Source organism: Bradyrhizobium sp. USDA 326, assembly GCF_049739485.1.
Lineage (GTDB): Bacteria > Pseudomonadota > Alphaproteobacteria > Rhizobiales > Xanthobacteraceae > Bradyrhizobium.
Window position 1 is genome coordinate 5712517 of the sequence record NZ_JBMGQA010000001.1, and the last position, 24210, is coordinate 5736726.

At 57.4% G+C, this 24210-nt stretch carries 21 protein-coding genes; 14 read left to right on the plus strand and 7 right to left on the minus strand.

What is annotated here, in order from left to right:
• Positions 1-5: 5 nt before the first annotated feature.
• The 3 genes from rfbD to ABIG06_RS26770 are packed head-to-tail and all read left to right on the plus strand — an operon-like array spanning position 6 to position 3000.
• Complete coding sequence (gene rfbD / locus ABIG06_RS26760; protein ID WP_370139232.1) at positions 6-992, plus strand: dTDP-4-dehydrorhamnose reductase; 987 nt, start codon at positions 6-8, stop codon at positions 990-992.
• Positions 901-1776, plus strand: coding sequence for a glucose-1-phosphate thymidylyltransferase RfbA (rfbA, locus tag ABIG06_RS26765; protein ID WP_035711037.1), 876 nt, complete (start codon positions 901-903; stop codon positions 1774-1776). Before rfbD ends, rfbA begins: the two co-directional genes overlap by 92 nt.
• 54 nt (positions 1777-1830) lie before the next feature.
• Complete coding sequence (locus ABIG06_RS26770; protein WP_370139233.1) at positions 1831-3000, plus strand: hypothetical protein; 1170 nt, start codon at positions 1831-1833, stop codon at positions 2998-3000.
• Positions 3001-3021: 21 nt separating this feature from the next.
• Here ABIG06_RS26770 and ABIG06_RS26775 read toward each other — a convergent pair whose 3' ends face one another.
• Positions 3022-3927, minus strand: coding sequence for a glycosyltransferase (locus ABIG06_RS26775; RefSeq protein ID WP_370139234.1), 906 nt, complete (start codon positions 3925-3927; stop codon positions 3022-3024).
• Between the two features lie 230 nt (positions 3928-4157).
• Here ABIG06_RS26775 and ABIG06_RS26780 point away from each other — a divergent pair, with 230 nt between their 5' ends.
• From ABIG06_RS26780 to ABIG06_RS26800, 5 genes are all read left to right on the plus strand, one after another.
• Positions 4158-4910 carry a WecB/TagA/CpsF family glycosyltransferase gene (locus ABIG06_RS26780; protein ID WP_370139235.1) on the plus strand — a complete coding sequence of 251 codons (753 nt, stop codon included), beginning with the start codon at positions 4158-4160 and terminating at the stop codon, positions 4908-4910.
• Positions 4911-4913: 3 nt separating this feature from the next.
• Complete coding sequence (wecB, locus tag ABIG06_RS26785; RefSeq protein ID WP_370139236.1) at positions 4914-6038, plus strand: non-hydrolyzing UDP-N-acetylglucosamine 2-epimerase; 1125 nt, start codon at positions 4914-4916, stop codon at positions 6036-6038.
• On the plus strand, positions 6031-7293 hold the full coding sequence (wecC, locus tag ABIG06_RS26790; protein ID WP_370139237.1) for a UDP-N-acetyl-D-mannosamine dehydrogenase: 1263 nt from the start codon (positions 6031-6033) through the stop codon (positions 7291-7293). The genes wecB and wecC overlap by 8 nt, the downstream gene beginning before the upstream one ends.
• Before the next feature lie 232 nt (positions 7294-7525).
• Entirely contained in the window at positions 7526-8527 is a 1002-nt protein-coding gene (locus ABIG06_RS26795) for an NAD-dependent epimerase/dehydratase family protein (protein WP_370139238.1), read from the plus strand.
• Between the two features lie 188 nt (positions 8528-8715).
• Positions 8716-9768 carry an NAD-dependent epimerase/dehydratase family protein gene (locus tag ABIG06_RS26800; RefSeq protein WP_124158580.1) on the plus strand — a complete coding sequence of 351 codons (1053 nt, stop codon included), beginning with the start codon at positions 8716-8718 and terminating at the stop codon, positions 9766-9768.
• 520 nt (positions 9769-10288) lie between these two features.
• On the opposite strand, the gene ABIG06_RS26805 is transcribed toward ABIG06_RS26800, so the two are convergent.
• Both ABIG06_RS26805 and rfbC read right to left on the minus strand, forming a co-directional pair.
• Positions 10289-11695 (minus strand): NAD(P)H-dependent oxidoreductase, encoded by a 1407-nt coding sequence (locus ABIG06_RS26805; RefSeq protein WP_199751324.1) that lies wholly within the window; start codon positions 11693-11695, stop codon positions 10289-10291.
• On the minus strand, positions 11692-12270 hold the full coding sequence (gene rfbC / locus ABIG06_RS26810; RefSeq protein WP_424578419.1) for a dTDP-4-dehydrorhamnose 3,5-epimerase: 579 nt from the start codon (positions 12268-12270) through the stop codon (positions 11692-11694). The genes ABIG06_RS26805 and rfbC overlap by 4 nt, the downstream gene beginning before the upstream one ends.
• 244 nt (positions 12271-12514) lie before the next feature.
• On the opposite strand from rfbC, the gene ABIG06_RS26815 reads away from it, so the two are divergent.
• Genes ABIG06_RS26815 through ABIG06_RS26830 form a run of 4 tightly spaced genes read left to right on the plus strand, consistent with a single transcriptional unit; the run spans position 12515 to position 16577 of the window.
• Positions 12515-13312, plus strand: a complete 798-nt coding sequence (locus ABIG06_RS26815) for a sugar phosphate nucleotidyltransferase (protein ID WP_370139240.1) — start codon at positions 12515-12517, stop codon at positions 13310-13312.
• A complete protein-coding gene (locus ABIG06_RS26820; protein WP_370139241.1) occupies positions 13309-13962 on the plus strand; it encodes a PIG-L deacetylase family protein in 654 nt (217 codons plus the stop codon). Before ABIG06_RS26815 ends, ABIG06_RS26820 begins: the two co-directional genes overlap by 4 nt.
• A 55-nt stretch (positions 13963-14017) precedes the next feature.
• Positions 14018-15502: a lipopolysaccharide biosynthesis protein gene (locus ABIG06_RS26825; protein WP_370139242.1), complete on the plus strand. Its 1485-nt coding sequence runs from the start codon at positions 14018-14020 to the stop codon at positions 15500-15502.
• A gap of 10 nt (positions 15503-15512) precedes the next feature.
• Entirely contained in the window at positions 15513-16577 is a 1065-nt protein-coding gene (locus tag ABIG06_RS26830) for a hypothetical protein (protein WP_370139243.1), read from the plus strand.
• An 82-nt stretch (positions 16578-16659) separates the two neighbouring features.
• Here ABIG06_RS26830 and ABIG06_RS26835 read toward each other — a convergent pair whose 3' ends face one another.
• Positions 16660-17529 carry a class I SAM-dependent methyltransferase gene (locus ABIG06_RS26835; RefSeq protein ID WP_370139244.1) on the minus strand — a complete coding sequence of 290 codons (870 nt, stop codon included), beginning with the start codon at positions 17527-17529 and terminating at the stop codon, positions 16660-16662.
• A 208-nt stretch (positions 17530-17737) separates the two neighbouring features.
• On the opposite strand from ABIG06_RS26835, the gene ABIG06_RS26840 reads away from it, so the two are divergent.
• Positions 17738-18820 (plus strand): glycosyltransferase family 2 protein, encoded by a 1083-nt coding sequence (locus ABIG06_RS26840; protein ID WP_370139245.1) that lies wholly within the window; start codon positions 17738-17740, stop codon positions 18818-18820.
• 94 nt (positions 18821-18914) lie between these two features.
• Here the strand turns inward: ABIG06_RS26840 and ABIG06_RS26845 are convergent, their stop codons facing one another.
• Positions 18915-19943 (minus strand): right-handed parallel beta-helix repeat-containing protein, encoded by a 1029-nt coding sequence (locus ABIG06_RS26845; RefSeq protein ID WP_424578420.1) that lies wholly within the window; start codon positions 19941-19943, stop codon positions 18915-18917.
• A 517-nt stretch (positions 19944-20460) separates the two neighbouring features.
• On the opposite strand from ABIG06_RS26845, the gene ABIG06_RS26850 reads away from it, so the two are divergent.
• Positions 20461-21048 (plus strand): class I SAM-dependent methyltransferase, encoded by a 588-nt coding sequence (locus ABIG06_RS26850; RefSeq protein WP_424578421.1) that lies wholly within the window; start codon positions 20461-20463, stop codon positions 21046-21048.
• A gap of 101 nt (positions 21049-21149) precedes the next feature.
• Here the strand turns inward: ABIG06_RS26850 and ABIG06_RS26855 are convergent, their stop codons facing one another.
• Both ABIG06_RS26855 and ABIG06_RS26860 read right to left on the minus strand, forming a co-directional pair.
• Positions 21150-22310 (minus strand): GNAT family N-acetyltransferase, encoded by a 1161-nt coding sequence (locus ABIG06_RS26855; protein ID WP_370139248.1) that lies wholly within the window; start codon positions 22308-22310, stop codon positions 21150-21152.
• Positions 22311-22406: 96 nt separating this feature from the next.
• Complete coding sequence (locus tag ABIG06_RS26860) at positions 22407-23720, minus strand: O-antigen ligase family protein (RefSeq protein ID WP_424578422.1); 1314 nt, start codon at positions 23718-23720, stop codon at positions 22407-22409.
• Positions 23721-24210: the final 490 nt, after the last annotated feature.

Below are 24210 nucleotides of genomic sequence, written 5' to 3' on the forward strand. Positions count from 1 at the left end.
TGCAAATGACCGAAAGGCCCATTTTGATTGCTGGTCGCAATGGTCAGTTGGCAAGGTGTCTTCACGACCTCGCGGAGCTGGACGACATGCCCGTGGTCGCTCTTGGACGCGGCGAGTTCAATCTGGAGGCTCATGGGGAACTCCGCCGAACGGTCGATCCGCTCGCACCGTCCGTGATCATCAACGCGGCCGCTTACACGGCGGTGGACCTGGCAGAATCGGAAGTGGCAAGAGCGTTCAACATCAATCGCAACGCAGCGGCGGCGCTGGCCAATGTGGCATGGCAAATGAATATACCGTTCATCCACATCTCGACCGACTATGTCTTTGACGGCGCAAAGTCGGAGGCCTACGAGGAAAGCGACGTTCCTGCGCCATTGAATGTGTACGGCGCGTCGAAGCTGGCCGGCGAGGCTGCCGTTCTGGCTGCTCACCCGCTCGCAACGGTAATTCGGACGTCCTGGGTATACAGTCCCTATGGCAACAACTTCGTTCGGACGATGCTGCGGCTCCGTGAAGCGCAACCGATCGTCAGAGTCGTCCAGGATCAATACGGAAATCCAACGTCCGCGCTCGATCTTGCGTCGGCGATCCTTCAGCTCTCGGGACGGCTGCTGACCCACGATCGTAGAGCCATGGCCGGCATTTTTCATCTTGCTGGACGAGGTGAGACGACCTGGCATGGCTTCGCCGAAGCGATCTTCGACTTGCTCGCTCATCGAGGAGTTCGGGTGCCGCAGCTCGAGGCCATCACGAGCGAGCAGTACCACACGGCCGCGCGACGGCCGCGGAATTCGCGCCTCGATTCGTCCAGGGCCGAACGCGTCCTGGGTATTCGATTGCCGTCATGGCGTTGCTCTCTCGAAAAGTGTCTCGACCAACTCGTGGAAGGTGGAATCGATGCTGAAAGGAATAGTGCTGGCTGGCGGGAGCGGAACTCGATTGTATCCAATCACGAGAGCGGTCAGCAAGCAGCTACTGCCCATCTATGACAAGCCGATGATTTACTATCCGTTGTCAACGTTGATGTTGGCAGGCGTGCGCGAGATTCTCATCATAACCACGCCTTCGGATCGGTGTCAGTTCGAGCGCTTGCTGGGGGACGGCAGTCAGTGGGGGGTCAGGCTCAGCTATGCGGAGCAGCCCCGACCCGCTGGTCTTGCCGATGCGTTCATTGTTGGCGCCGACTTCATCGGGAACGATCGCGTTGCGATGGTGCTTGGAGACAACATCTTCTTTGGCGACGGCCTGAGCGAGCTACTCGCAAGGGCCGCCGAGCGTGAGGAAGGTGCAACCGTCTTCGCCTACCATGTACGAGACCCGGAGAGGTACGGAGTCGTGACGTTCGACGAGGGCGATAGCCCACTGCGAATCGAGGAAAAGCCGAGGCAGCCGAGCTCGAACTGGGCGATCACAGGCCTCTACTTCTTCGACAACAACGTCGTACGTTATGCGCGGCGCATCGAGCCGTCGCCGCGCGGCGAACTCGAGATCACCGATCTGCAGATGCGGTATCTTTCGGCCAAGGCGCTTCATGTCGAGCGGATGGGGCGGGGTTTCGCCTGGCTGGATACGGGGACAGTGGAGTCGCTCATCGATGCGGCGATGTTCGTGCAGACGCTCGAGAAGCGTCAGGGGATGAAGGTTGCTTGTCTCGAGGAAATTGCGTTGAGGCAGGGCTTCATCGACCGCGACCAGATCGAAGAGTTGGCGCGGCCGTTGGAGAAGAGTGGCTACGGTCAGTATTTGCGCGAGATCGGGTCTCTCGTGACTTGAGGACCGGGCTGAATCGTCCGCAGCCGTCGAAACGAGTTAACTCATGGTTCTTCGATGAACATCAGCCCTACCAAGAGCGGGACTTTGATGCCCGATTTTTCGCAGAATTCCCCGCTGGTGCGCTATGCGCTCAGAGGATTGGAGCGGTGCTGGCTACCTGAACACGGCTGCTGGTCGCATATCTACCATCTGGACGGACGGGCTTCGCCAAACGAGTCCTTGCGTCGCAGCGATGTGTTCTACACGCTTAACGTTCTGCTCGGAATGTCGAGGATCAGGGACGTTCCCGAGGGCATCAATCTGTCGGAAACATTCTATCGGAATGCGGTCGAGCTCACGGCCCTTTCGGTACCAAAATATGCACTGGGAATGGCACTTTGGGCTTCCGCAGAACTCGGGTTCGAGCTACCCGAGCAGGTGAGGCGCGAAGTGAAGGCGCTCTTGAGCGATCAGTCTGAATGGGAGTCGTTTCGGGCCCAAGATTTGGGTATGCTGTTGACGGGCGTGGTGGCTCGGGCCAGGGCCGGCGACAAGGAGTGGGGGCGTTTCGTCGCTCCGCTGTATCGCTTTCTCGAGGGGCGATTCTACAGCGGATCAGGGCTGTTCTTCGACGCAGCATCGGGATTTCGGCGGCGCTTCGCTTCGTTCGCCACGCAAATCTATCTCTCAATTGCGTGCTATCACTATGGCGAATTCGCAGGCGAGGCATCCGCGCTCGCCAACGCGGATGCCTGCGTACGCAAGTTGATTGCGCTTCAAGGACCCGACGGCGAGTGGCCCTGGTTTTTCGATGCGGCCGCGGGCCGCGTGCTTGATTTCTATGAAGTCTACTCGGTGCACCAGTATGGCATGGCTCCGGCGCTGCTGGAGTGGGCGGAGCGCTATCGAGTTCCAGGGGCGCGGAATGCCTTGATCAAGGGATTTAATTGGGTCCTGGGCAAGAACCAGCTTCGTCGCTCGATGCTGGTGCCCGATCTCGGGCTATCCATCCGCTCTCAGATTCGAAAGCAGGAGCTGACGACGAGAGTGCCGAGGATGTTGCGTGCAATCAAGAATGCCTACTCCGGACGCGACGCCGTGCTAATGGAAAGTTCCGGTGTTGGACTTCGGCTGGAATGCCGTAGCTACGAACTGGGTTGGATATTATGGTCGTTTGGCCAGCGAGCTGACCTGCTCGAACTGACCCACAACGCAGCCTTTGGCAAGATGCCCGTACCGGCCTGACGCCGCGCCACGAATGTTGTGCTAGCGATTCCAGGCGACGGCTCGCCGATTGCGCAGCAAGGACAGCATCGTGATAGCCCGATGCATTCTTACGGCGCACATGACTGCGATAGCCTTGGTCCGGGCTCCGATGCCGGAGAGCCGGTCGCTGGCCAGGATGGTGATGATGCCCGGAGCGGGCGAGGCCAGGACAAGTATGGCCTGCGCAATCCAGCGCACTCTCCATGCCGGCTTGCCGTCGGCCATGTTGCGGTAGTGCAGGAGCTGCCGGTCCCACTTGACATATAGCTCCCGGAGAGAGCTCCTTGCCGGGTGGAAGACGATCATTTCCGGGATGTACCGAAATCGAAGCCCGGCACGCTGCGCGCGTTGTCCCCACTCCATGTCCTCCGCCACGTCGATCCCTGCGAACGGGCCGACGGAATGGAAATCCCGACGAAACATCGCCATGTTGCCGGTGCCGCAATAGCCGTCGCGCTCGATATAGAGCTTGAAGCGATAGGCGAAGACGCTCTCGTAGGCCGCGATGGCGTCCAGGTGTGGCTTTGCGTCCCGCCAGATGCGGACGTCTCCACCGAGCACTGTCCCCGGCGGGAGCGAATGCAGTGAGCGCCATACGCTGCTCAGCCAATCCGGATGTGCCCTGCAATCGGCGTCGATGAAGGCGAGCACCTCGCCGCTCCCGGCAGCAACTCCGGTGTTGCGCGCCGGGCCCGGCCCGGGCCGCGACTCGCACAACAGTCGTACGCCCGGATATTGAGCGACGACGTCGGTCGGCAAGGTTACGGAGCCGTTGTCAACGACAACGACCTCGAACCAATCCCGGGGAATGCTCTGCGCATCGAGACTCGCTAGGCAAGTCTTCAGGGCGCCGGGCTGATTTAAATGTGGAACAACGACCGAGATCCGTCTGCGTTTAATCGTCATTTAATTCTCTCCGTTGTCGGTGGTTGCGCTTCGGCGGTCGACGTGCAATGTCTGCCTGGTATTTAAGCCATAATATAATATCAATATAACTTGCAAATAAAGTCGCGGGCATTATTATCGAGATATTATTTAAGTTCAATTGGAAGGCGATATTTCGCTGAAGGCGAATTTGGCCCGGGGAGGAACCCATGCGTGCCTACTTTCTAGGGTGCCCCATCGATATCTTGACCATGGCAGAAACCGTCGACCTCGCGCGCAAGGCCATGCGAAACCGTCAACGTCTGCAGCATGTGGCCCTCAACGTCGCGAAGCTCGTCAACATGCGCTCCGATCCGGCGCTTGCCGCCGATGTCGCCAGCAGCGACATCGTCGGAATCGACGGCATGGGTATCCTTTGGGGAGCGCGAGCGCTCGGTCTCCCGGCAACGTCGCGAGTGACCGGCGTGGATCTACTCGGCGAGCTGCTCAAAGTGTGCGCGCAAGAGGGCCTCCGACCGTATTTTCTTGGAGCCACACCCGCCGTCGTGCAACAGGCGGCGCAGCGTGTCCGGGACGAGCATCCCTCGCTTGTCTTTGCCGGAATCAAGCACGGGTATTTTTCCAGCGAACAGGAGAACGAGGTCGTCCGCGATATTAGGTCCAGTGGCGCCGATTGCCTGTTCATCGGCATGCCCACGCCGCGGAAGGAACGCTTTCTTGCGGCTCACCGCGACGAGCTCGGCGTCCCGTTCATCATGGGCGTGGGTGGCGGGTTTGACGTTCTCGCGGGCTCGGTCCTGCGAGCTCCCATTCACATGCAGCAATTCGGCCTCGAATGGCTGTATCGCATCTATCAGGAGCCCAGACGGATGTGGTGGCGGTATGCCAGGACGAACACGCTATTTGCGGGAATCTTGACGCAAGCCTTCGCGCGGCAGGCGTTTCGACGGGCGCCCGGCTTGCACAGTGTGCTGCCCCCGGGGGCAGGCCGGATCGGAGGGTGAGACGTGCGAAAGCATTTTCTCATCCTGTTGGGAACCAGGCCTGAAGCGATCAAGCTGTTTCCGGTGATCAATCGGCTCAAGGCGGAAGCGAACAAGGACATCGCCCTCACGGTCTGCGCGACAGCGCAGCACAGGGAGCTGCTCGACCAGGTTCTCAAGGTGGCCAAGGTGGTCCCGGATTTCGATCTCGACGTCATGACGGTGAATCAGACGCTCGATAGTCTGACCGGCCGGCTATTGGCGCAGATCGGAGAGGTTCTGGAGAGGGTGAAGCCCACCAGAGTGATTGTCCAGGGTGACACTGCGACGGCCATGGCAGGTGCGCTGGCGTCGTACTATCACCGTATCCCGGTCTCGCACGTCGAGGCGGGACTGCGAAGTGGAGATATCTTCGCGCCCTGGCCGGAGGAAGTGAACCGCAAGATTGTCGGCTCGATCGCCGATCAGCATTTCGCGCCGACCGAGCGGGCGGCGAGAGCGCTGCGGGCGGAGAGCGTCTCCAAGGATCGCATTCATGTTACTGGAAATACTGTCGTCGACGCGCTGATCCTCGCGAAGGCCATGGTCGAGGCCGATCCGCAGCTCTCGTCCCGATGGGACGGAATCAAGAAGCGCCACGGCAACCGCCGCATCATCCTGGTCACTTGCCATCGCCGCGAGAATTTCGGCGGGGGAGTTTTCAACGTCGTCAATGCACTGGAGACGATCTTGAGCAGGGAGGACGTTGCCGTCGTACTTCCGGTTCATCCGAACCCGAACGTTCGCGACGTGTTTGCGAGCCGGCTCGCCGATCATCCGCGCGTTGCACTCATTTCTCCCCAGGAGTACACCGATTTCGTCAGCCTTCTGTCGCTATCATATCTGGTGCTAACCGACTCGGGAGGTGTGCAAGAGGAGGCGCCGACGTTCGGAAAGCCTGTCCTCGTGATGCGCGAGACGACGGAGCGTCCAGAGGGCGTCGAAGCCGGGACCGCACGACTGGTCGGAGCGAACTACGACAGGATCGTCCACGAAACATTTCGTCTTCTTGACGACGATGAGACTTATTCGGCTATGGCTCGCTCCCACAATCCCTTCGGTGACGGGCGGGCGAGCGAGCGGATCGTGAAGGTGCTTCTTGATGCCTGAATTCCAGAAAGTTACCGTCGTCGGACTTGGCTATATCGGTTTGCCGACGGCCGCGCTGATAGCCAGCCGCGGCCTCCAGGTGGTCGGGGTAGACACAAAGGACTATGTGGTCAGGACGGTCGGCTCGGGAGCCATTCACATCTCAGAGCCAGACCTCGATGGTCTCGTTTCCAAAGTGGTGTCGAGCGGGGCGTTGACGACATCAAGTGAACCGCAACCCGCCGACGTCTTCATCATCGCGGTGCCCACACCGATTGACGAAAGCAATCGTCCGGATCTGTCGAACGTGAATGCCGCGGTCGAGACCATATTGAATCTGCTTCAACCGGGTAACCTCGTCATTCTCGAATCGACCTCGCCCATCGGAACCACTGAAGGAATCGCCAGGCGAATCAGCGAACACAGGCCCGATCTGAGAATTGGCGTCAACAGTCATGAGGATGGTGCCGTCTACATCGCTTATTGTCCGGAGCGCGTATTGCCCGGGCGGATCTTGAGTGAACTCATCAACAATGACCGATGCATCGGGGGAGTGACTCCTGCCTGCACGCGGCGGGCTCAGCGCTTCTACAAGATGTTCGTTCGGGGTGCTTGCGTTGCAACCACCGCGCGCACGGCCGAGTTGGTTAAGCTCACGGAGAACGCATTCCGGGACACCAACATTGCATTTGCCAATGAGCTCTCATTGATTTGCGACAGGTTCGACATCAATGTCTGGGAGGTCATCGATATCGCCAACCGTCATCCGCGCGTGACCGTGTTGCGGCCGGGACCAGGTGTGGGCGGTCATTGCATCGCCGTCGATCCGTGGTTCATTATCGACTCGGCGCCGGATCTGGCGCGCCTCATGCGGGCGAGCCGCGAGGTCAACATTGCAAAGACGGAAAGCATTATTGAACGCGCCGAGGCCCTGATCGACGATCATCCTTACGCCTGCGTGGCTTGCTGCGGGCTGACATTCAAGGCGAATGTCGACGATCTGCGTGAAAGCCCTGCGATGGAGATCGCACTGCACCTCGCGAAGAAGTACGGGGAGCGTATCAAGTTCGTCGAGCCGAATCTGCGGCGGTTGCCGCCGGAACTTGCCGACTACCGGCCCGGATTCTTGAACATAGACGAAGCGCTGCGCACGTGCGAGATCGCCCTTCTCCTGGTCGATCACGACGAATTCAAGATGGTTCCGCTGGCCGAACGCCGTCATCTCGACGTCATCGACACTCGGGGTATATGGCAAGATATGCCTGCGCGGACGTGAAGCTGCCGACTCTCCAGAAGCGAGGTTGCCGATTTGATACCTTTCCTGGACTTGAAGGTGAAAGCCCAGACGGTAGGATCGCAAATCGACGTTGCGACCGCGCGTGCGATTCGAGACGAGCAGCCTGCATCGGGGCCCGAAGCGGGCGCTTTCGAGCAACGCTTTGCGATCGCGACATTTCAGGATGTGATGGCTCGACATGGCCGATTAGCCTAGAACCAGGAGAGCGGTCATGATGGATCTCAAGGGCAAGCGCGTTCTCGTTACCGGAGGTGCCGGATTCATCGGGTCGCATATCGTCGACTTGTTGTGCGACGAAGGCTGCATCGAGATCGTCGCGCTCGACAATATGATGACCGGCCGACCGGAGAATCTCAGGAAGTCGCTTAACCGAGGACCGGTACGATTGGTCCGCGGCGACTTGCGCGACACCAAGTTGGTGGAAGCTCTGGTAAAGGGAGCCAACATCATCTTTCACCACGCCGCACCGTGCAGTGACCATTGTTTGGCCGAACCGCGTCTTGCCATGGAAGTCATGGTGAACGGCACCTTCGAACTGCTCGAACTTTGCGTGAAGTATGACGTCGAGAAGTTCGTCGCCGCGTCTTCGGCCTCGGTTTACGGCGCGGCGGAGGAGTTTCCGACAACGGAGCATCAGAGCCCCTATGGAAACCGTACGGTCTGTGGAACGGCGAAGCTCTGCAATGAGGGCTTGCTCCGCGCCTATAACGATATGCACGGGCTCGATTATATCGCTTTGAGATACTTTGACGTGTATGGCAGCCGAATGGACGTACACGATCGATATGCGGAGATGTTGATCCGCTGGATGGAGGAAGTAGAGGCTGGAACGCCGCCGGTGATAGTTGCGCATGACCAGCAGACCTTGGACTTGATTCATGTCCGCGACGCGGCACGCGCAACCATCCTTGCTGCGAGGGCAAAGGTCAGCGACGAGGTGTTCAACGTGGGGAGCGGCATCGAAACAAGCCTTGTGCAGCTCGCTTCGGCCCTGGCTTCAGTGATGGGTCACAACGGCGTGCTCCCGCACATCGCGCCCGAACACTCGATCAACCCTGTGCCGCGCCGAGTGGCGTCGACAGGCAAAGCGGAACGTCTGCTGGGTTTCCAAGCCACAGTGCCGCTCGAGCTCGGACTGACGGAGTTCGTGAAATGGTGGCGCTCCGAACGAGGACTTGCGAGCACGCGGCAACGACAGGCTCTGGCTTCATGACGTCCCTTTCTGGGCCGCAAGCTCCCACGAAGAAGCCGAAGCTGTACGGGCAGCCATCCCGGCACCGTACTTTGCGTGCTCGAGGCCGTCCTTCGATAGGGCGAGGCGCCGGAATCGAGAGAACGCTACCGAAACACGGAAGCCGGGCAATGTTTCGTCCGTGAAACTGAGTGCGATGGAGAATGGCAATGCGAGTTCTTGTAACAGGTCATCTTGGCTACATCGGCACGGTCTTGACGCCGATGCTGGTGAATGCCGGTCACGAGGTGACTGGAATGGACAGCGATATCTACTCGCGGTGCACATACGCCGCCGGCGGTAGCATTCTCGAGGTCCCGACCATCCGGAAGGACGTCAGAGACGCGGAGGTTGCGGATCTCGTTGGCTTCGACGCAGTGCTGCATCTCGCCGCGCTCTCCAACGATCCGCTCGGCAATCTGAGGCCGGAACTGACGGATGAGATCAATCATCGCGCAAGCGTTCGGATGGCCTCGATTGCGAAACACGCTGGCGTGGGTCGCTTCGTGTTTGCCTCGTCCTGCAGCAACTATGGAAAAGCCGGCGAGGAAATGATCGATGAGACAGCCCCGCTCAATCCGGTGACGGCCTACGGAGAATCCAAGGTTGCCTCCGAACGCGATATTTCGGCGTTGGCCGACGGCGGGTTTTGCCCGGTGTATCTGAGGCCGGCGACGGCATACGGAGTCTCGCCGCGGCTGCGCTTCGACATTGTCCTGAACAACCTGGTCGCATGGGCGTTCACGACAGGACGAATTCACCTCAAATCGGATGGCTCGCCCTGGCGGCCGATCGTCCACATCGAGGACATTTCTCGAGCTTTCATTGCCGCACTGGAGGCGCCAGCCGAATCCGTTTTCAATGAGGCATTCAATGTCGGCCAGACTGCTCACAATTATCGAATTCGGGATCTTGCCGAGATCGTCGCGAGTGTGGTGCCGAATTCCGCGGTGGAGTTTGCGAAGGATGCGAGTCCAGATGAGCGATCCTACCGAGTGAGCTTCGAAAAGATCCGGCGCAAGTTGCCGGGATTCCAGCCGCGCTGGGACGCGCGAATGGGCGCCGAGCAGCTCTACAGGGTCTATCGTTCGTCAAAGCTGACATTGGAGGAGTTCGAAGGGCCGCGATATCAACGGATCGGCCATATTCGGAAGCTGCTGGCGGAGAGAATTCTCGGTGGCGACCTGCGCCAATCGAGACTGCAGCTTGCAGCGGTGTCGTGAGCGGCCGGCTCCTGGCGGCGAAAAGCCGGTGAGCGGGAAATCGTCGCGCTCATGCTGCGGTTGAGCTCTGCGTTTCGCTGAGGCAGGCGCCGCGCTGGCTGGCCGGATTCGGGCCGAGCTTCGGCAAGCGCGGCGGGCCTCGGAGTTCTGCGGCTTGCAACGGGCTACTTCATGGCAGGAATTGTGGGCCGACTGACCGACGCGCGCTCACAAGTCCCCTGATGCCAATATTTCGCGGTCGCGCGCCTGCTCGATCTTCAGAGCTGCTCCAGAGATGTTGCCGCTTTCATGCCTGAGCATACCTGCTCGGCACATTGAACTGCCTGGGATCAAGCTGGGAAGACGCGCAATGGCCTGGATGCAGCCGCCGATCGCGTCAGGCGAGGGGAGCGCAATGAACATTAGTGGAGAGACCCAGTCGCTCGGGATCAACGCTTAGGGCGGGCGAGCGGATCTCCTCGCGGTACGTACGCAGTTCCCGCGTGGCACGGCTCGACGAACGTGGTCGTCATCCAGCTCTTCACGCCGTGAGAGCGAGCGAGGCGTCCCGGGTGATCCGTTGCTCAAGCCACGTGTGTCCGTTGAAGTGCTTGTATTGTTCTGCACGCAGCTTGTCGGCCACGCGGCCTGGCGGCAGATCCACATCCGCGTAGGTGAGGACTGCATCCTTCTTGATGGCGTGCCGCAACCTGCAACCCTCCACGAGACCTTCAGGCAGGTATTGCATTTGGCTCATTTCCTCGGAGTTCACGGCTTCGCCATAGGTCATGTACATTCCATAGTCATCGAGCACCTCGCCCGCCTCCAAATCACGTTTGGCGACTGCACAGACCTCGACAACCGGACCGGCGATCGGAGGGGCGACCAAATCCTTGAACAGGAACGCACGGGCAATCGAGTTCGGCACTTCGAAATGAACCAGGTGATATGGTGTGAAGAACGAATACAGGGGGCCTTCGCCCATTTTGTACAGGTTCAAATACTTCTGTTGCTTTGGATCGGTGTGCTCGGCCAGCACGTAGACCTTGGTCAGCGGTGTACCGACGAGATAGTCGATGATTCCGCCCAGGGCGCGGACCTCGTCTATGTCGTAGAGTGTGCCGATCTTCATGATGTCGCCGCGATACTCCCGCCCGCGCGACATGCCGCGTGATCTCACCTTGAAGCCAGTGGCATTGGCCACGATCGTCTGCTCGAAGCTGATCTTGGATCCGTCGGCGAAACTGGTCACCATGGCCGGGTTCTGTCCCCATTGCTCGGCAAATCCTTTCTGCGTGGTGGGGTTACGATACGGATCCTGCAGTCCCTTGATGTTGCCGACAACGCGCGGGATCAGGCCGAGCCCCTTGACCCATCGAACCAGGTTCATCTGCACGCCGGGCTCGTCGCCATCGCATGCGGACAGGGAGCCGCCGTACTTCTTTGCATAGACCTGCAGGATCGGTCCGATCGTAGCGTCGATCTCCGCGTTCATGAGTACGACGGTTTTCTGGTGCTTGAAGGCCTCCAGCGCGACCCGGGCCCCGAGCTCAACCGATCCGGTTACGTCGACGATCACGTCGATCAGATCCGATCTGGCGATCAGAAACGCGTCCTCGGTGACCGCCGGAGCGCCGGCGGCAATAGCTCTGTCGAGCCGCCCCTGGCTGTCCGCGTCAACCACGCCGGTCTGGCCGGAATAGCCGAACACGTCATGTCCGCGCCGAGGCTTTCGGCTGTAGATAGCCACCACCCGCATTCCTGGAACACTGTTGTTGATCTGATTGGTGAGCCCTTGAGCCATGAAGCCCGAGCCGAGCAGGCCGACACGGATCGGCCTTCCGGCTGCATGACGGGCTTGCAGTGCGTGATCGACAAGTATCATCGTGGCGTCTTTCAACTGGAGGGGATCGGTAAACGGCTGCGAGCAGCGCGCTGTCGGCGTCAACCTTCGATGCCGGCGAGCTCCATCCGCCCTTTCAGTTCGGGTTCGACCTCGTTGAGCAAGCGGAAGTGCTGATCCTTCTCCGAAATCACGGAAACCGGAAGCGGCCAGGTCAAGCCAAGCCTGGGATCATTGTACATCAGCCCGCTCTCCGCCTCGGGAGCATAGAACTCACCCACCTGGTAGCTGGTATCGGTGTTGTCGACGAGAGTCTGATAACCGTGAGCAAAACGTTCCGGCACGTAGAGTGCCCGCTGATTGGTCTCATTCAGTTCGACGGCGACATGCTGCAGGTAGGTCGGGCTTTCCGGTCGCAGATCGACGATGATGTCGACGATCGCGCCTCGAGTGCAACGAACCAGCTTGGTCTCCGCGGCCGGCGGAAACTGAAAATGCATGCCGCGCAGGGTTCCGCGCCGGACATTTGACGCGATATTCGCCTGCGCAATGACTGGATTGAGACCGAAGGCCCTGAACTCTCTCTGGCAAAAAGCTCGCGCAAAAAAGCCGCGCGAATCCTCCCGGCGTTCAATATCGATAATGTAGGCTCCTTTAAGCCTGGTTTCGGTTATAATCACCGTGGATTCCTCCATAAGCGTGCGGCCGGCGTTCGAATATACTGTAATATCAACAATGATAGCTCGCACTAGAATAATTTCAAAACGATTTTCAAAAAAACATTGATTAATAATATCCGCGATATAAAATGCGCGCTATTGAATGTTTCCATTTATGTATTTAAATCGCGAGACTTGTAGTAACCGCTTTAAGGCGATCTGTGGCGACCGAAGCGGTCGGCCGGAAAGATGGGAAGCGCTGGCCATGAAGGTTGTCTTGTTCTGTGGGGGACTCGGAACCCGCATCCGGGAATATTCTGAAAGCATTCCGAAGCCCATGGTGCCCGTCGGCCAACACCCGATGCTGTGGCATGTTATGCAATATTACAGTCAGTATGGTCATCGAGATTTCGTGCTGTGTCTCGGGTACAAGGCCAACGCGATCAAGGAGTATTTCCTGAACTCGGATCGCTGGGCTCACAGCGACTGCGTCGTTTCCAACTTCGGCAGGAAAATTGAGGTCATCGGCGAGCAGCCGCCGGACTGGCAGGTGGCGCTGGTCGACACCGGCATTTGGCGAAACATCGGTCAGCGTTTGATGGCGGTGCGCTCGCTCGTCGAGAACGAGGACATCTTTCTCGCGAATTACAGTGATGGTCTGACCGACGCGCCGTTGCCCGAAATAATCGAGCGGTTCAAGAGGAGCAAGATGGTCGGATGCTTCGTTGCCGTGCATCCCCCGTTCAATTTTCACCTTGCAGAATTCAACGGCGGAGACGCCGTCAAGCGCTTGCGGTCCAGTCAGCAGTCCGAGATCTGGATCAATGGGGGCTACTTCATTTTTCGGAACGAGATCTTCGACTACATACGTGAGGGCGAGGAACTCGTGCTGGAGCCATTCAATCGCCTGATCGAAGCTGGAAAGCTCATGGCTTACAAGTACGAAGGTTTCTGGCGCGCGATGGATACGCTGCGGGATCGGCAGGTTCTCGAGGAGATGATCGAGCGGGGCGAAATGCCCTGGAAGGTTGTTCCCGAGGCGCGCACGCAGGCGGCTTCATGAGGGCGTTTCAACTCGCCGCGTCCGGAGAGCGACTCTCGATCCTTTGTCTCGGTGCGCACTCGGATGACATCGAAATAGGTGTTGGTGCGACAATTCTGAATCTGATTGCGCGCGGCGTCCGGCTCGACGTGCATTGGTGTGTACTCAGCGCGTCAGGTGAACGCGAGAGCGAGGCGAGGTCGTCGGCGGCCGAATTCGTGTCCGACGCGGCTCGTTCTCAGATTGAAGCGATGTCCTTTCGAGACGGCTTCTTTCCGGAACAGGGTGACGAGATCAAGAAGTGGTTCGAGTCGTTGAAGCAGCGCGTCGAGCCGGATCTGATTCTGACGCATCGCGAAGATGATGCCCATCAGGATCATCGTCAGGTGTCACGTCTAACGTGGAATACATTCAGAGATAATCTGATTCTGGAATACGAGGTTCCCAAGTGGGACGGAGACGTCGGGCGACCAAATCTGTATTCGGCCGTTTCGGCTCAGGCATTGCAGCGCAAGATCGCCCTGTTGATGTCGCATTTTGGAAGTCAGCGCTCCAAGCAATGGTTTGATCCGGAGGTCTTCCGCGGTCTGGCGCGGCTGCGGGGTATGGAGTGTCGGGCTCCAGAAAGGTACGCCGAGGCATTTCTTGCGCGCAAGCTCGCCCTAAGTTGAAGAGGTTCCCCATGCACATGTTGGCTTGCTGTAGGGGCTCGTTTTGGAGCGATCTATGGATGATCTGAAGGCGAGGGCGGTGCGTGGCGGCTTCGCAAAGCTTTGCGGTCAGGCTGCGAATTTCGCCCTTCGAATTGGCTCCTTGGCGATCCTAGCCCGCTTGCTGGATCCGGGGGACTTTGGGTTGATCGCGATGGCGACCGTCGTTACGGGAGTATATGGTCTCTTCAGCACTGCGGGTCTTTCTTCGGCCACCGTTCAGCAGGCAACGATCACCAATGAGCAGATCTCGACGCTATTCTGGATCAATCTTGGGGTGGGTGTGCTGCTTGCCCTCATCACCGCGGCCAGCGCGCCCGCCCTCGTTGCTCTTTATCATCAGCCTCGGCTTTTCTGGGTGACGATCGCCATCGGCTTCGGGTTCGTTATCAACGGGGCGGGTGTACAGCATTCCGCGCTTCTTGAACGCCAGTTGCGCTATGTAGCGTTGACGACAATTGATTTGGTGTCGCAGATTGTAGGTATCGGCGTTGCGCTTTGGATGGCGGTAGCCGGCTTCGGCTATTGGGCGCTGGTCGCCGCGGCGATCGTCTCGCCAGCCATGAATACTCTCTGCATGTGGCTGGCGACGGCTTGGATACCGAGTGCCCCACGTTGGGGAAGAGCAACCTTTCCAATGCTGCGATTCGGCGGGACAATTACGTTGAATGGCCTGATCGTTTATGTCGCCTACAATTTCGACAAGGTAGTCATCGGACGGTTTTGGGGCGCAGACGCCCTGGGAATTTATGGAAGAGCATATCAACTTGTCACGATTCCCACATCCAACTTCAATTCCGCGGTGGGAGGCGTCGCGTTCTCGGCATTGTCGCGGCTCCAGCACGATCCCGTCCGTTTGAGGAATTACTTTTTGAAGGGCTATTCGGTGGTTGTCTCGTTGACAATGCCGACGACGATTTTCTGTGCCATGTTCAGCAAAGACATCGTTCTGGTGGTTCTTGGACCAAAATGGATCGAGGCAGCAATCATCTTCCGCCTGCTGGCACCAACGGTCCTGGTATTCGGGATGATCAATCCCCTGGCGTGGCTCCTCTTTTCTGTCGGTCTCACAAGACGAAGCCTAACGATAGCTTGCGTCATCGCTCCGCTGGTTATTTCGGCCTATCTCATCGGGCTGCCGTATGGAGCGAAGGGCGTTGCAATTGCCTATTCTACTGCGATGACGCTCTGGGTGCTTCCCCATATTGCCTGGTGTCTCCACGGAACGGCGATTTCGCTGTCGGACCTGCTCCTGGCGGTGAGGGGCCCGTTTCTCTCAGGTGTAGTGGCTGCTCTGGCTGCGTTTGTTGTACAGCTACAGTTCGGAGAGTGGGGACCGCCTTATGTTAGATTGATGATTGAGGGTAGCATCATGCTTGGGGTCTACTACTTGATGCTGCTGCTGATAATGGGCCAAAGGGCGTTCTATCTGGATCTCCTTACGGCGCTGAGGAAGCCGCGATTGGCTGAATTGCCGGACCGCACGGCTTCAGTTGGATGACTTGGGTTTCTTGTCCAAGGAACTGGCGAGCATGAGCATACAATCAGGCGATTGGATAGAAGTAAGAACGAAGGACGAGATCCTAAATACTCTGGATAAAGCCGGTCGGTTGAATGGGTTGCCATTTATGCCGCAGATGTTCCAGTACTGTGGCCAGCGCTTTCGCGTCTACAAACGGGCGCACAAGACCTGTGATACCGTCTCGGGAAAATCGCTTGGAAGAAAACTTGCGGATGGGATTCACCTGGATATCCGCTGCGATGGCAAGGCCCACGGTGGCTGCCAAGCGGCGTGCTTGCTCTTCTGGAAGGAAGCTTGGCTCAAGCCTGTCGCGTCGACTTCGACAATATCGTCGCCAGAGTGCGGAGAGCCCCCTAGCGGCAAGATCGCTCCGGTCGTCGTTTGCACAGAGGAAGATGTCGGCAAAGCAACACACATCCGCGGAGCCGATGGCGAGCCGATATACAATTGCCAGGCAACCCGACTGCTCGAATACACCACGCCCCTGCCGTGGTGGGACGTTAGGCAGTACGTCGAGGATTATACGTCCGGCAATGCTACTTTGGGCCGCATATTTAGCGGTTTTATCTACGTGGGATACATCTTCGGTTCGTTGGCCTTTCGCGGCAGGCTTGGGATTCCTGGTCGTTGGCTGTACGATCGCTTTCAAGCGATCAGGAATGGAGTTCCATTCCCGCGAAGACGGGGCAATATACCGCTCGGAAAACCTACTCCCACATGTGAGTTGAATCTGCAACCCGGAGAATTGGTTCGGGTGAAGTCGTACGAGGAGATCCTCGCCTCGCTCGACACGGCAGGCCAAAATCGAGGAATGGCCTTCGATGCGGAGCTGGTGCCGTTCTGCGGAGGAACTTATCGCGTTAAAGCGAGAGTGAACAATTTCATCGACGAAAGCACCGGCAAAATGAGAAGAATGAAAACTCCGGCTGTGCTGCTTGAGGGAGTGTGTTGTCAATCGCGCTATAGTCACAACCGAATGTTCTGCCCACGAAGCATATATTCGTGGTGGCGTGAGGTTTGGCTCGAAAGAGTTTCGGAGGAAGCCGCCAGCTGACGCGTCGCGGTGGCCTTCACGCTAGACCAATCGGCACCGCCTGCCGCAAGTCGTCGGCTACGTCCCCTGGGCCAACACCAGTTTATGTCTTGGGTGCAGCTGCATATTTGTTGCGGACGGCCATGAGCGACTTAGTCAAGCCGAAGACCTTCTCCGGAACGATGGTTGCGTCGGGGAACAGTGCCGAGAACATGGATCGATCGAGCAATGTTGAACTCTGAATCGTTCTCATCGCGTCGTCGACGGTCTCGGCTTTGGACCAGTACGGCCCGCATTTTCGAGACATGACCAACCGAAACTTCAGAGACTCGGGAAGCCAGTGCAGAAGCGGCGTTCTCGCATGGGGTTCGACTGGAAACCAGTAATAGGGCGTTTGAACGAAATAGCTTGGAGCAATGCGACGTATCTCGTTCGCCATCGACATCATGCTCGACCACTGGCCTACATGTTCGATGACAGAATTCGAATGGATTACATCGAAGCTATTGTCGGCGAGTTCGGGCATGTGGCAGGCGTTGCCCCTGAGAAACACGAGTCCCGGCTTTGCAAGTCCCTCACCGTCCAAATTAATCAGTGTTATTTCGACTGGCCGGGAGATCAATCGTCGCTTATCGTGCCAATAAGCTTCGACGCCGCCGACATCGAGAATGCGCAAGGGGCGGCCCATTGCTGGAATCGATGCAATTAAATCCAGAAAAATGGAGAATCTTGCGAGTCGATAACGGCTTGAGGCTGCTTTCTCGTAACCACTGAATTCGTCGGGTCTACCAACCGCCATTTTATGGTTTGCCACTGCTACATAACCTCTCGCAGACGTCGACGATTGGGCCGCGGCGGCGCAATTTGTCGATTTAATCGCGCCCGATAGTGTGGTAATTTGCCTGAACTTTATAAATTTATCAATCGTGATATAAATGTAGAAATCTATAATTTGCGGCGTCGCTTGGATCATGCTGGTCTCGCCCATTTGTTCCCCCGGTCGTTAAAGTCGAGAGTTGTCTCCGTCATGTGTCGTCTGCGCTGTGGCTGGTTGGCAGGGAATTGGTCGGTCTGGAACCCTCTCCTGGAGTTTCACTGGGAAGCCGTCAGTTCGAGCGGAGGGCTGCGCATTGTGGCGTCGCGCACGACCCCTTTGGTCATCGGGATACATTCACCAGGAGATGAACGTGATTCTTGAGTCGGTGGCCGACGTTGCGATCCTTATCGTTGGATTTCGCAATGCCGAGGACATTAGAGATTGCCTCGTGGCGCTGTCGGGCGCGACGGGACATCCGGAGTTTAACGTGTTTATTTGCGAGAATGGCGGGAGGAGGGCTTTCCATCGGCTGGTTGAGCGGCTCTGCGACACCGAGGGCCCATGCACCGACGCCACCAAGGTCGATGTTCAAGCCGACGTCGGCCTTGGCCGATGTTCGGAGGTTCAGCGATTGAGATTTCGGACCAGCCCCTCCAATGTGTGGGTTGCATGTGCGGTCGGAAATCTCGGATACGCAGGCGGCATCAACCTCTGGCTCGATCGATTGCAGGATGTTTCCGGATGGAACGGAATCTGGGTCTTAAACCCTGACACCCTGCCGGAGGCAGGAGCCCTCGCTGCCCTGGTCGAGCGAGCTGCGAGTGGCAACAAGGGGATGGTGGGCAGTACGATCGTAGATGTCGACAGAGCGGCGACCGTACGTTGCCGGGGCGGACTCCATTGGCAAAAATGGCTTACGAGACCAGTTGCGATCGGCCGAGGTGAACAGTTGAATTCGCCTCACGACGTGCGTGCAATTGAAGCGGCCATGGACTGTCCCTCAGGCGCATCCATGTATGTGACGCGCGATTGTATTGAGAGAATCGGACCTATGGACGAAAGCTATTTCCTCTTCTCCGAGGACCTAGACTGGGGCGTCCGCGCCAAACCGTGTGGTTTGGGCTATGCGGCTGGCTCCATCGTTCGGCATAAGCGTGGGACGACAACCGGATCTGCTAGGGATATTTCCGCAGTGCCACGATTCTCCGTGTATCTTCAGCACCGCAACGCCGTTCGCTTCGTGCGTAAGCATTTCCCTATGGCGTTGCCGTTCTGCGCCATGGTGATGGTGCTGTATGCTGTCAGATATTTTGTTAAAGGAGCATCGCAGAACTGCATCGCGGGCCTCCACGGTACATTCGCAGGACTGAGGGGGGAAATGGGGCCGCCGATCTGCTATCCCGAGATCTCGGAACTGGCAGAGTCCCGCAGCGGAGTTCTTCCCTAACAAAGACCGCTTCAGCAGCAGCTTTCGCGTTGAGGCCACGCTCTAGCAGCAGTCGAGCTACTTTCGGGACTGGTGTCCATCGAACGCCGCCGGTCTATCGAATGTCCCTCCCTGTGATCATGTTCCAGTTTTCAACCAGAGACCATTTCAGAAAAGAACCTGGGTAGAACGCACCATACGCCCCAGTCGTGTCGAAATAATTGTGATGAGCAGTCGCAATCCCTTCGATAAGGGTACTATAGGGCTTGCTCGATGCGTACCTGCTGGAGCCATGCAGCATGTAGGACATCGCCAGGCGGCCTTTCGCGATCATCGTGTTGTAGGCAAATGTAGGGTTCACCAATACGCCGGAGTTGGTCCCATCGCTGATGTAGAGTTGAAAGCCTTCGCCGCTCGCTGCCTGGCGCGTTTGATACGTCGTGTTGTACGCAACCACCACCGCGTTCGTTACGTTCGATCCCATCATTTGCAAATAATTGAGATGAGCACCGGCAACCGTTCCGCCATTCTCGATAAGATTGTAACGGTAAACGAGATTGGTGGAGCCACCTATCTCGACCGCGTGCTGCGGGAAATCCCTCATCCAGTTGTACTGAACAACGACAGTGCCATGAGCAGAGATCAGCGAGCTGCCGTCGGCTCCTCCTGCTATCGTGCAGAATTGTACTGTCAAATCGGGCGACTGCTCATCTGCGTTTATCTCTCCGGCGCTGCTAGTGCTTTGAAATTTGCTGTTGGTTACGACGCCCCCGGGAGAGTTGACGAACAGGAGGATCGCACCTCCATGAAGGGAAAAATCGACGCTGTCGATATGGACGCCACTGGTGTTGTCGACGCGAACAAGATTGTCGACGATGGAAATGCCCGGACCGCGCAAATCGCGCCAGTCGGTAAGCGCGGTATCAGCCGGAACACCGACGCCGTAATCAACACCAGCCACTTTCCAAGGTGGCCTCTTGATATAGCTTGTCAACAGTTCCGGCTTCTGAATCGGCGCGTGCGGCGCGTTCGCATGTCCATCGTCCAACAGATCGAGTTCTGATGCAGCACCGTCACGCAATGCGAACGGCAAGCAAGACAACAGGAGTGCGGTGCACGATCTCGAGATCATTGCAACCAACATGGCAGAACCTCAATACTTGGTCGCCAGTGCCGACGTCGGTCAATGGATCTGATCGCAGTTGGCACGTGTACGATATGTGTCGGTTTCGATGCTGTCACGCGATTTCGTTGGCGAGAGTTGTTATTTTGTCGGCGTGACGTGGCCGAGGCGATGTTGTCGAGGTTGATAGCTTGCGCCGAGTGGTCCGCAATTCGTGCCAGCGGCCCGCAAAATCGCCTACCGTGCCCAAATTGTCTTGGGGTCGACAGAAGCTGCCCCCTGACCGAGACTAGAGTCGAGTGTCGGGTCCTGAAATCAGAAGAACGGAGCGAGTTCAAAGATCGTTGACACCCGTTCCGCATCCAATTTCTATAGGATCACTAGTTGGAAGGGGAGAGGCCCGACAATGGCTCGGAGAATCGGCCTTCTGGGGTATAGAGCGCTCAATTCCCTGCGCACTCATGGAGTTAGTGAGACTTGCCGGCGCGCCGCTCGGTATTTTCTCAGCGGGGTAGGTCGAGTGGGGGCAAACCAAGATTTGTTTGATGCAACATACGGTACTGACACCGGCGGGATATCACCCGTATGGGATTTGGACACGGACTCCGCAAACGCGCGATACGGTGAAAGATATCAGGCCATTCCTGCGGATGAGCTGGATGCGGCGTTGTCGTTCTTGCACAAGGATTGGTCCGCCTTCACATTCGTAGATCTAGGGTGTGGGAAGGGACGTGCATTGATTGCGGCTTCTCAGCACGGGTTTGCACGCGTGATTGGTGTCGAGTTCGCGAAGTCGCTGGTCGATATTGCGATCAAGAACAGCAAGATTGCGGGAGTAAGGGTCGAAGTCAGGAATGAAGATGCCGCTCAATTCGAATTTCCAGAAGGAGATATAATCGTGTTCATGTTCAATCCGTTTCGAGAAACCGTTATGCGGCAGGTTATGTGCAATCTGGCGCGACATCAGGGAAAGCTCTATCTGCTATATTACCGTCCCGAACAAAGCGCGGTTATCGACGAGCGAACCGATTTTCTCGCGAAAATCGGCCAAATACCTACCGCTCCCGGATTCTGTGTCTGGCAGGGCGTTGCGGGAGCGTGTGAAGGTTGTTTGGAGCGTTGCTAGCATGGTAGGCGCCCGATTTTGACGTCGTCCTCGCGCGCCGATTTGTTGGCATTCCCATGGTTCGTATGATTTCGCGGTTGGTGCTGTACTCGCCGTAAGAGCTAACTCTTCTCGGTCACTTTCATCCGCCAAAGCCGCTTTATTCTGTCCGCTAGTGGCCCCATCGCCGTTCTGGCTGCCTGGATCATCGTCCCGAGTCCTGAGCGCAGCGCGTTGATCGCCAAGGCCTTTGCCGTCGGTGCAAAGATGCAGATGACAGCCTCCTGGCGCTCGCGATTCGAAAGCCTCGCTTTGTAAAGTGCATCGCCGATGCCGAAATCAATTTGCTTGATCGGAGCGCCAATCGGATCTCGACCGAGCTCCTCGATCACCTGTACGATCAGATATAGACCTGGCCCGTATTTGGCGTAGGCAGGGTCAAAGGCGAGATAATCGCTGACGAACACTCCATGGCGAAGCGAGCCGATCCAGAAGGCACTAGGCTGCCCGTTGAGATAAAGGATATATGCCCGCAGCCATCCCTTACGTGCCTCAAACTCAAGGCGTGATCGGACGATCGGTGTTGCGGAAAAGCCGACTCCGAGACCACGCTGATACGATTTACTTACGACCTTTTCCGCGTCGGCGACGAGCCGATCGAGTTCGTCGAGCTTCGAAAGTTTGTCGATTCTACTATCGGGAAAGGTATCCTTCAGCTTTCGGGCAAGACTTCTGAAATTGTATCGATGCTTTTTTGTCAGACTAGACAGGACTTCAGTTCGGTTGGAAACATCGCGAAATCGATGAATTTGATGGCTGACGGCATAGTCCGAGCAATACCAGCGCGGAAGTGTCTTGGCCGATCGGAACAGAGCCGAGTTGACCTCGGCGTAATGGAAGACCGCCCCCTCGGCCTCGCCCGTCTTTAGTGAATCGAGGACGCTGCCGATAAGAAGTTTGGCGTTGGTATTGGATGTTTCTCCCAGCCATCCACCGTGCACGAACTGCAGGAGTCGCATTGACGGCCCCGGAAGGCTTAAGTAGCCGAGCTTGATGGATAACCGGGCGTCCTCAAGTCTGCCAGCAAGAAGAGCCTTTGGGGTATCTGCATCATAGAGCACCACGACATGTGGTCGGCGTGCTTCCGAGCGGAGAGCCGCGAAGAACAGGTAGAAGTCCAGATCTGCGTCTCGACCAGGGTTGCAATCATTCCAAAAGTTGCGAACTGTTTCGATTTCCTCGGGGGTCCTGAGGATTTGGACACAATGTTGATGCTGATGCATGACGCTTGCGTTTCGAGATGCCGATGGTGAATGGCGCTGCCTTTGCGATCTCACACGCGCGAAGTCCTCGGTTCTTGAGAGCCTTTGGAGATCACCTCATTGGCGAACAAGTGCTGATCTGACGTAGCTGTTCGGAACAGCCTTCCCAAATTCATCGAAGGTATGTCTGTGACGTACGATCGCGCATTCGGCGAGGTTCGCCCGAATACCGGGAAAAGCGCCAAGCAGAATCCAACAAACTCCCCAAAAGTGCACTGTGAAACCCAGAAACGTGGCAACTGCCACGATGACGCCAACTGCGACGGACAACAACCGCTCTTCGCGGGAAAGGCCATCAGCGTTATCGATTGGACCTAACCAAAATGCACCTGCCATTGTCAGGAAGATGAATAAGGTGCCAGGAATCCCGAACATCATCGCGGTCCTAAGCCAAAAAGCGTCCACGCTCGTTCCGATCAACGCGCCATTGACCTGCCAATCCCAATCTTCGGTCAAACCGATGCCGAAAAGCGGAGAGCCCCATACCAATGGTAATGCGGCATTCCAGATCGCCTGTCGGTACCAGGCGGCCTCGGGGCTCAGTCCTCCGACTGTCATCAGGGTGGCAATCGGACTTCCGGAGAAGAGGAAGATTATGGTGACCGCGAAAGCGACGAGCAGACCTAGGACTTTCCACCTAGCAGCAAGCTGCCTTGTGGCGGCATAGAGGACCCCCAGAGCGCATGCGATCACGAAACCTAGCAGCGGCCCTCGTGACTGCGAAAACCAGAGGCCTACAATCGCGGCAGTTGCGACGGTCCAACCGAGCAGCCGACCCGGAAATGTGAATAGGACCAGAGCCCCAAACCACGCGCAAACCGTCCCGAACAATATCGAGTGCTCCAGTGGACCCATCGCGCGGACGAGGCCGTCCCTGTAAATCGCCTCGCTGTGGCTAGCCTTGGCTGTCTCGTAAGCCATTTTCACGTAGCCAGTGAGCCCTTTGACAAACTCGTACGTGAACAGTTGGCCGCTAAGGGGGTCTATGAGCGCAATCAAGACCACAAGCAACATTATCTTACTACAAAATGCCACCAGCCGTACCGAGCTATCGATAGGACCAAGCAGATATCGAAAGGCATAGTAGGTGCCGGAAAATTCAAGCGCCTGCGCGATTCCACCTTTGAATCCCGAGGTGATTCCGCCGGTTGCTATCGCAGCAACAACCATCCACAGTCCTGCGAGAGACGCCATGATGTCCGAGGGTACGCACACTGAGCGTGGCATGCGTGCCCGCCTAGAAACCCGTGCCAACACCACAAGGCTAACAATAATTAAGAAGGCCCGCGCGGGCGAGAAACGGTAATCCCCGATGAAGAATGACAGGCCCTCTGGCAGGAAAATGGCGATGATCAGCGCCTTCAGAAGCATCTCGTCTCCGAAACGCTTTTCGGTCGCGTCGCCGCGGCACAACTCCGGCCGCTGAGCGTCAAGACAAGACACAAGGAGAGATTTTGATTGCGGGTGCCTGGTGCCCATTGCCTTCAGCGCTCAATGCAAACGACGAGGGGACATGCGCCCATTCAAGAATGGTTCTCCAGACCCCGGCGATCATGCTTCATAAATTCGGTCTAAAAATTGTGCGGCGTTCGCAATATATATCTCTTTTAGTATTTATCAACATTAATATTATTAACTAAATAAATGTATATGAAGCCAAGTCAATAACGTGCGCACTCGTTGAGACTTACTGTGGGCTTTGGGATGGAGCTGCCCCCGCCTAGGTTCCGGAGGGTGCTATGCTCTGCCGTGCTCGGTAGCGCCGGGCTCAAGAACTGCGCGGAAATGCGGCCCGCAACAGCGTCTCAGGTCCCGCTCGACATTGACTCGCCGGAATTGATCTCGGGTCGCGAGCGCCGCG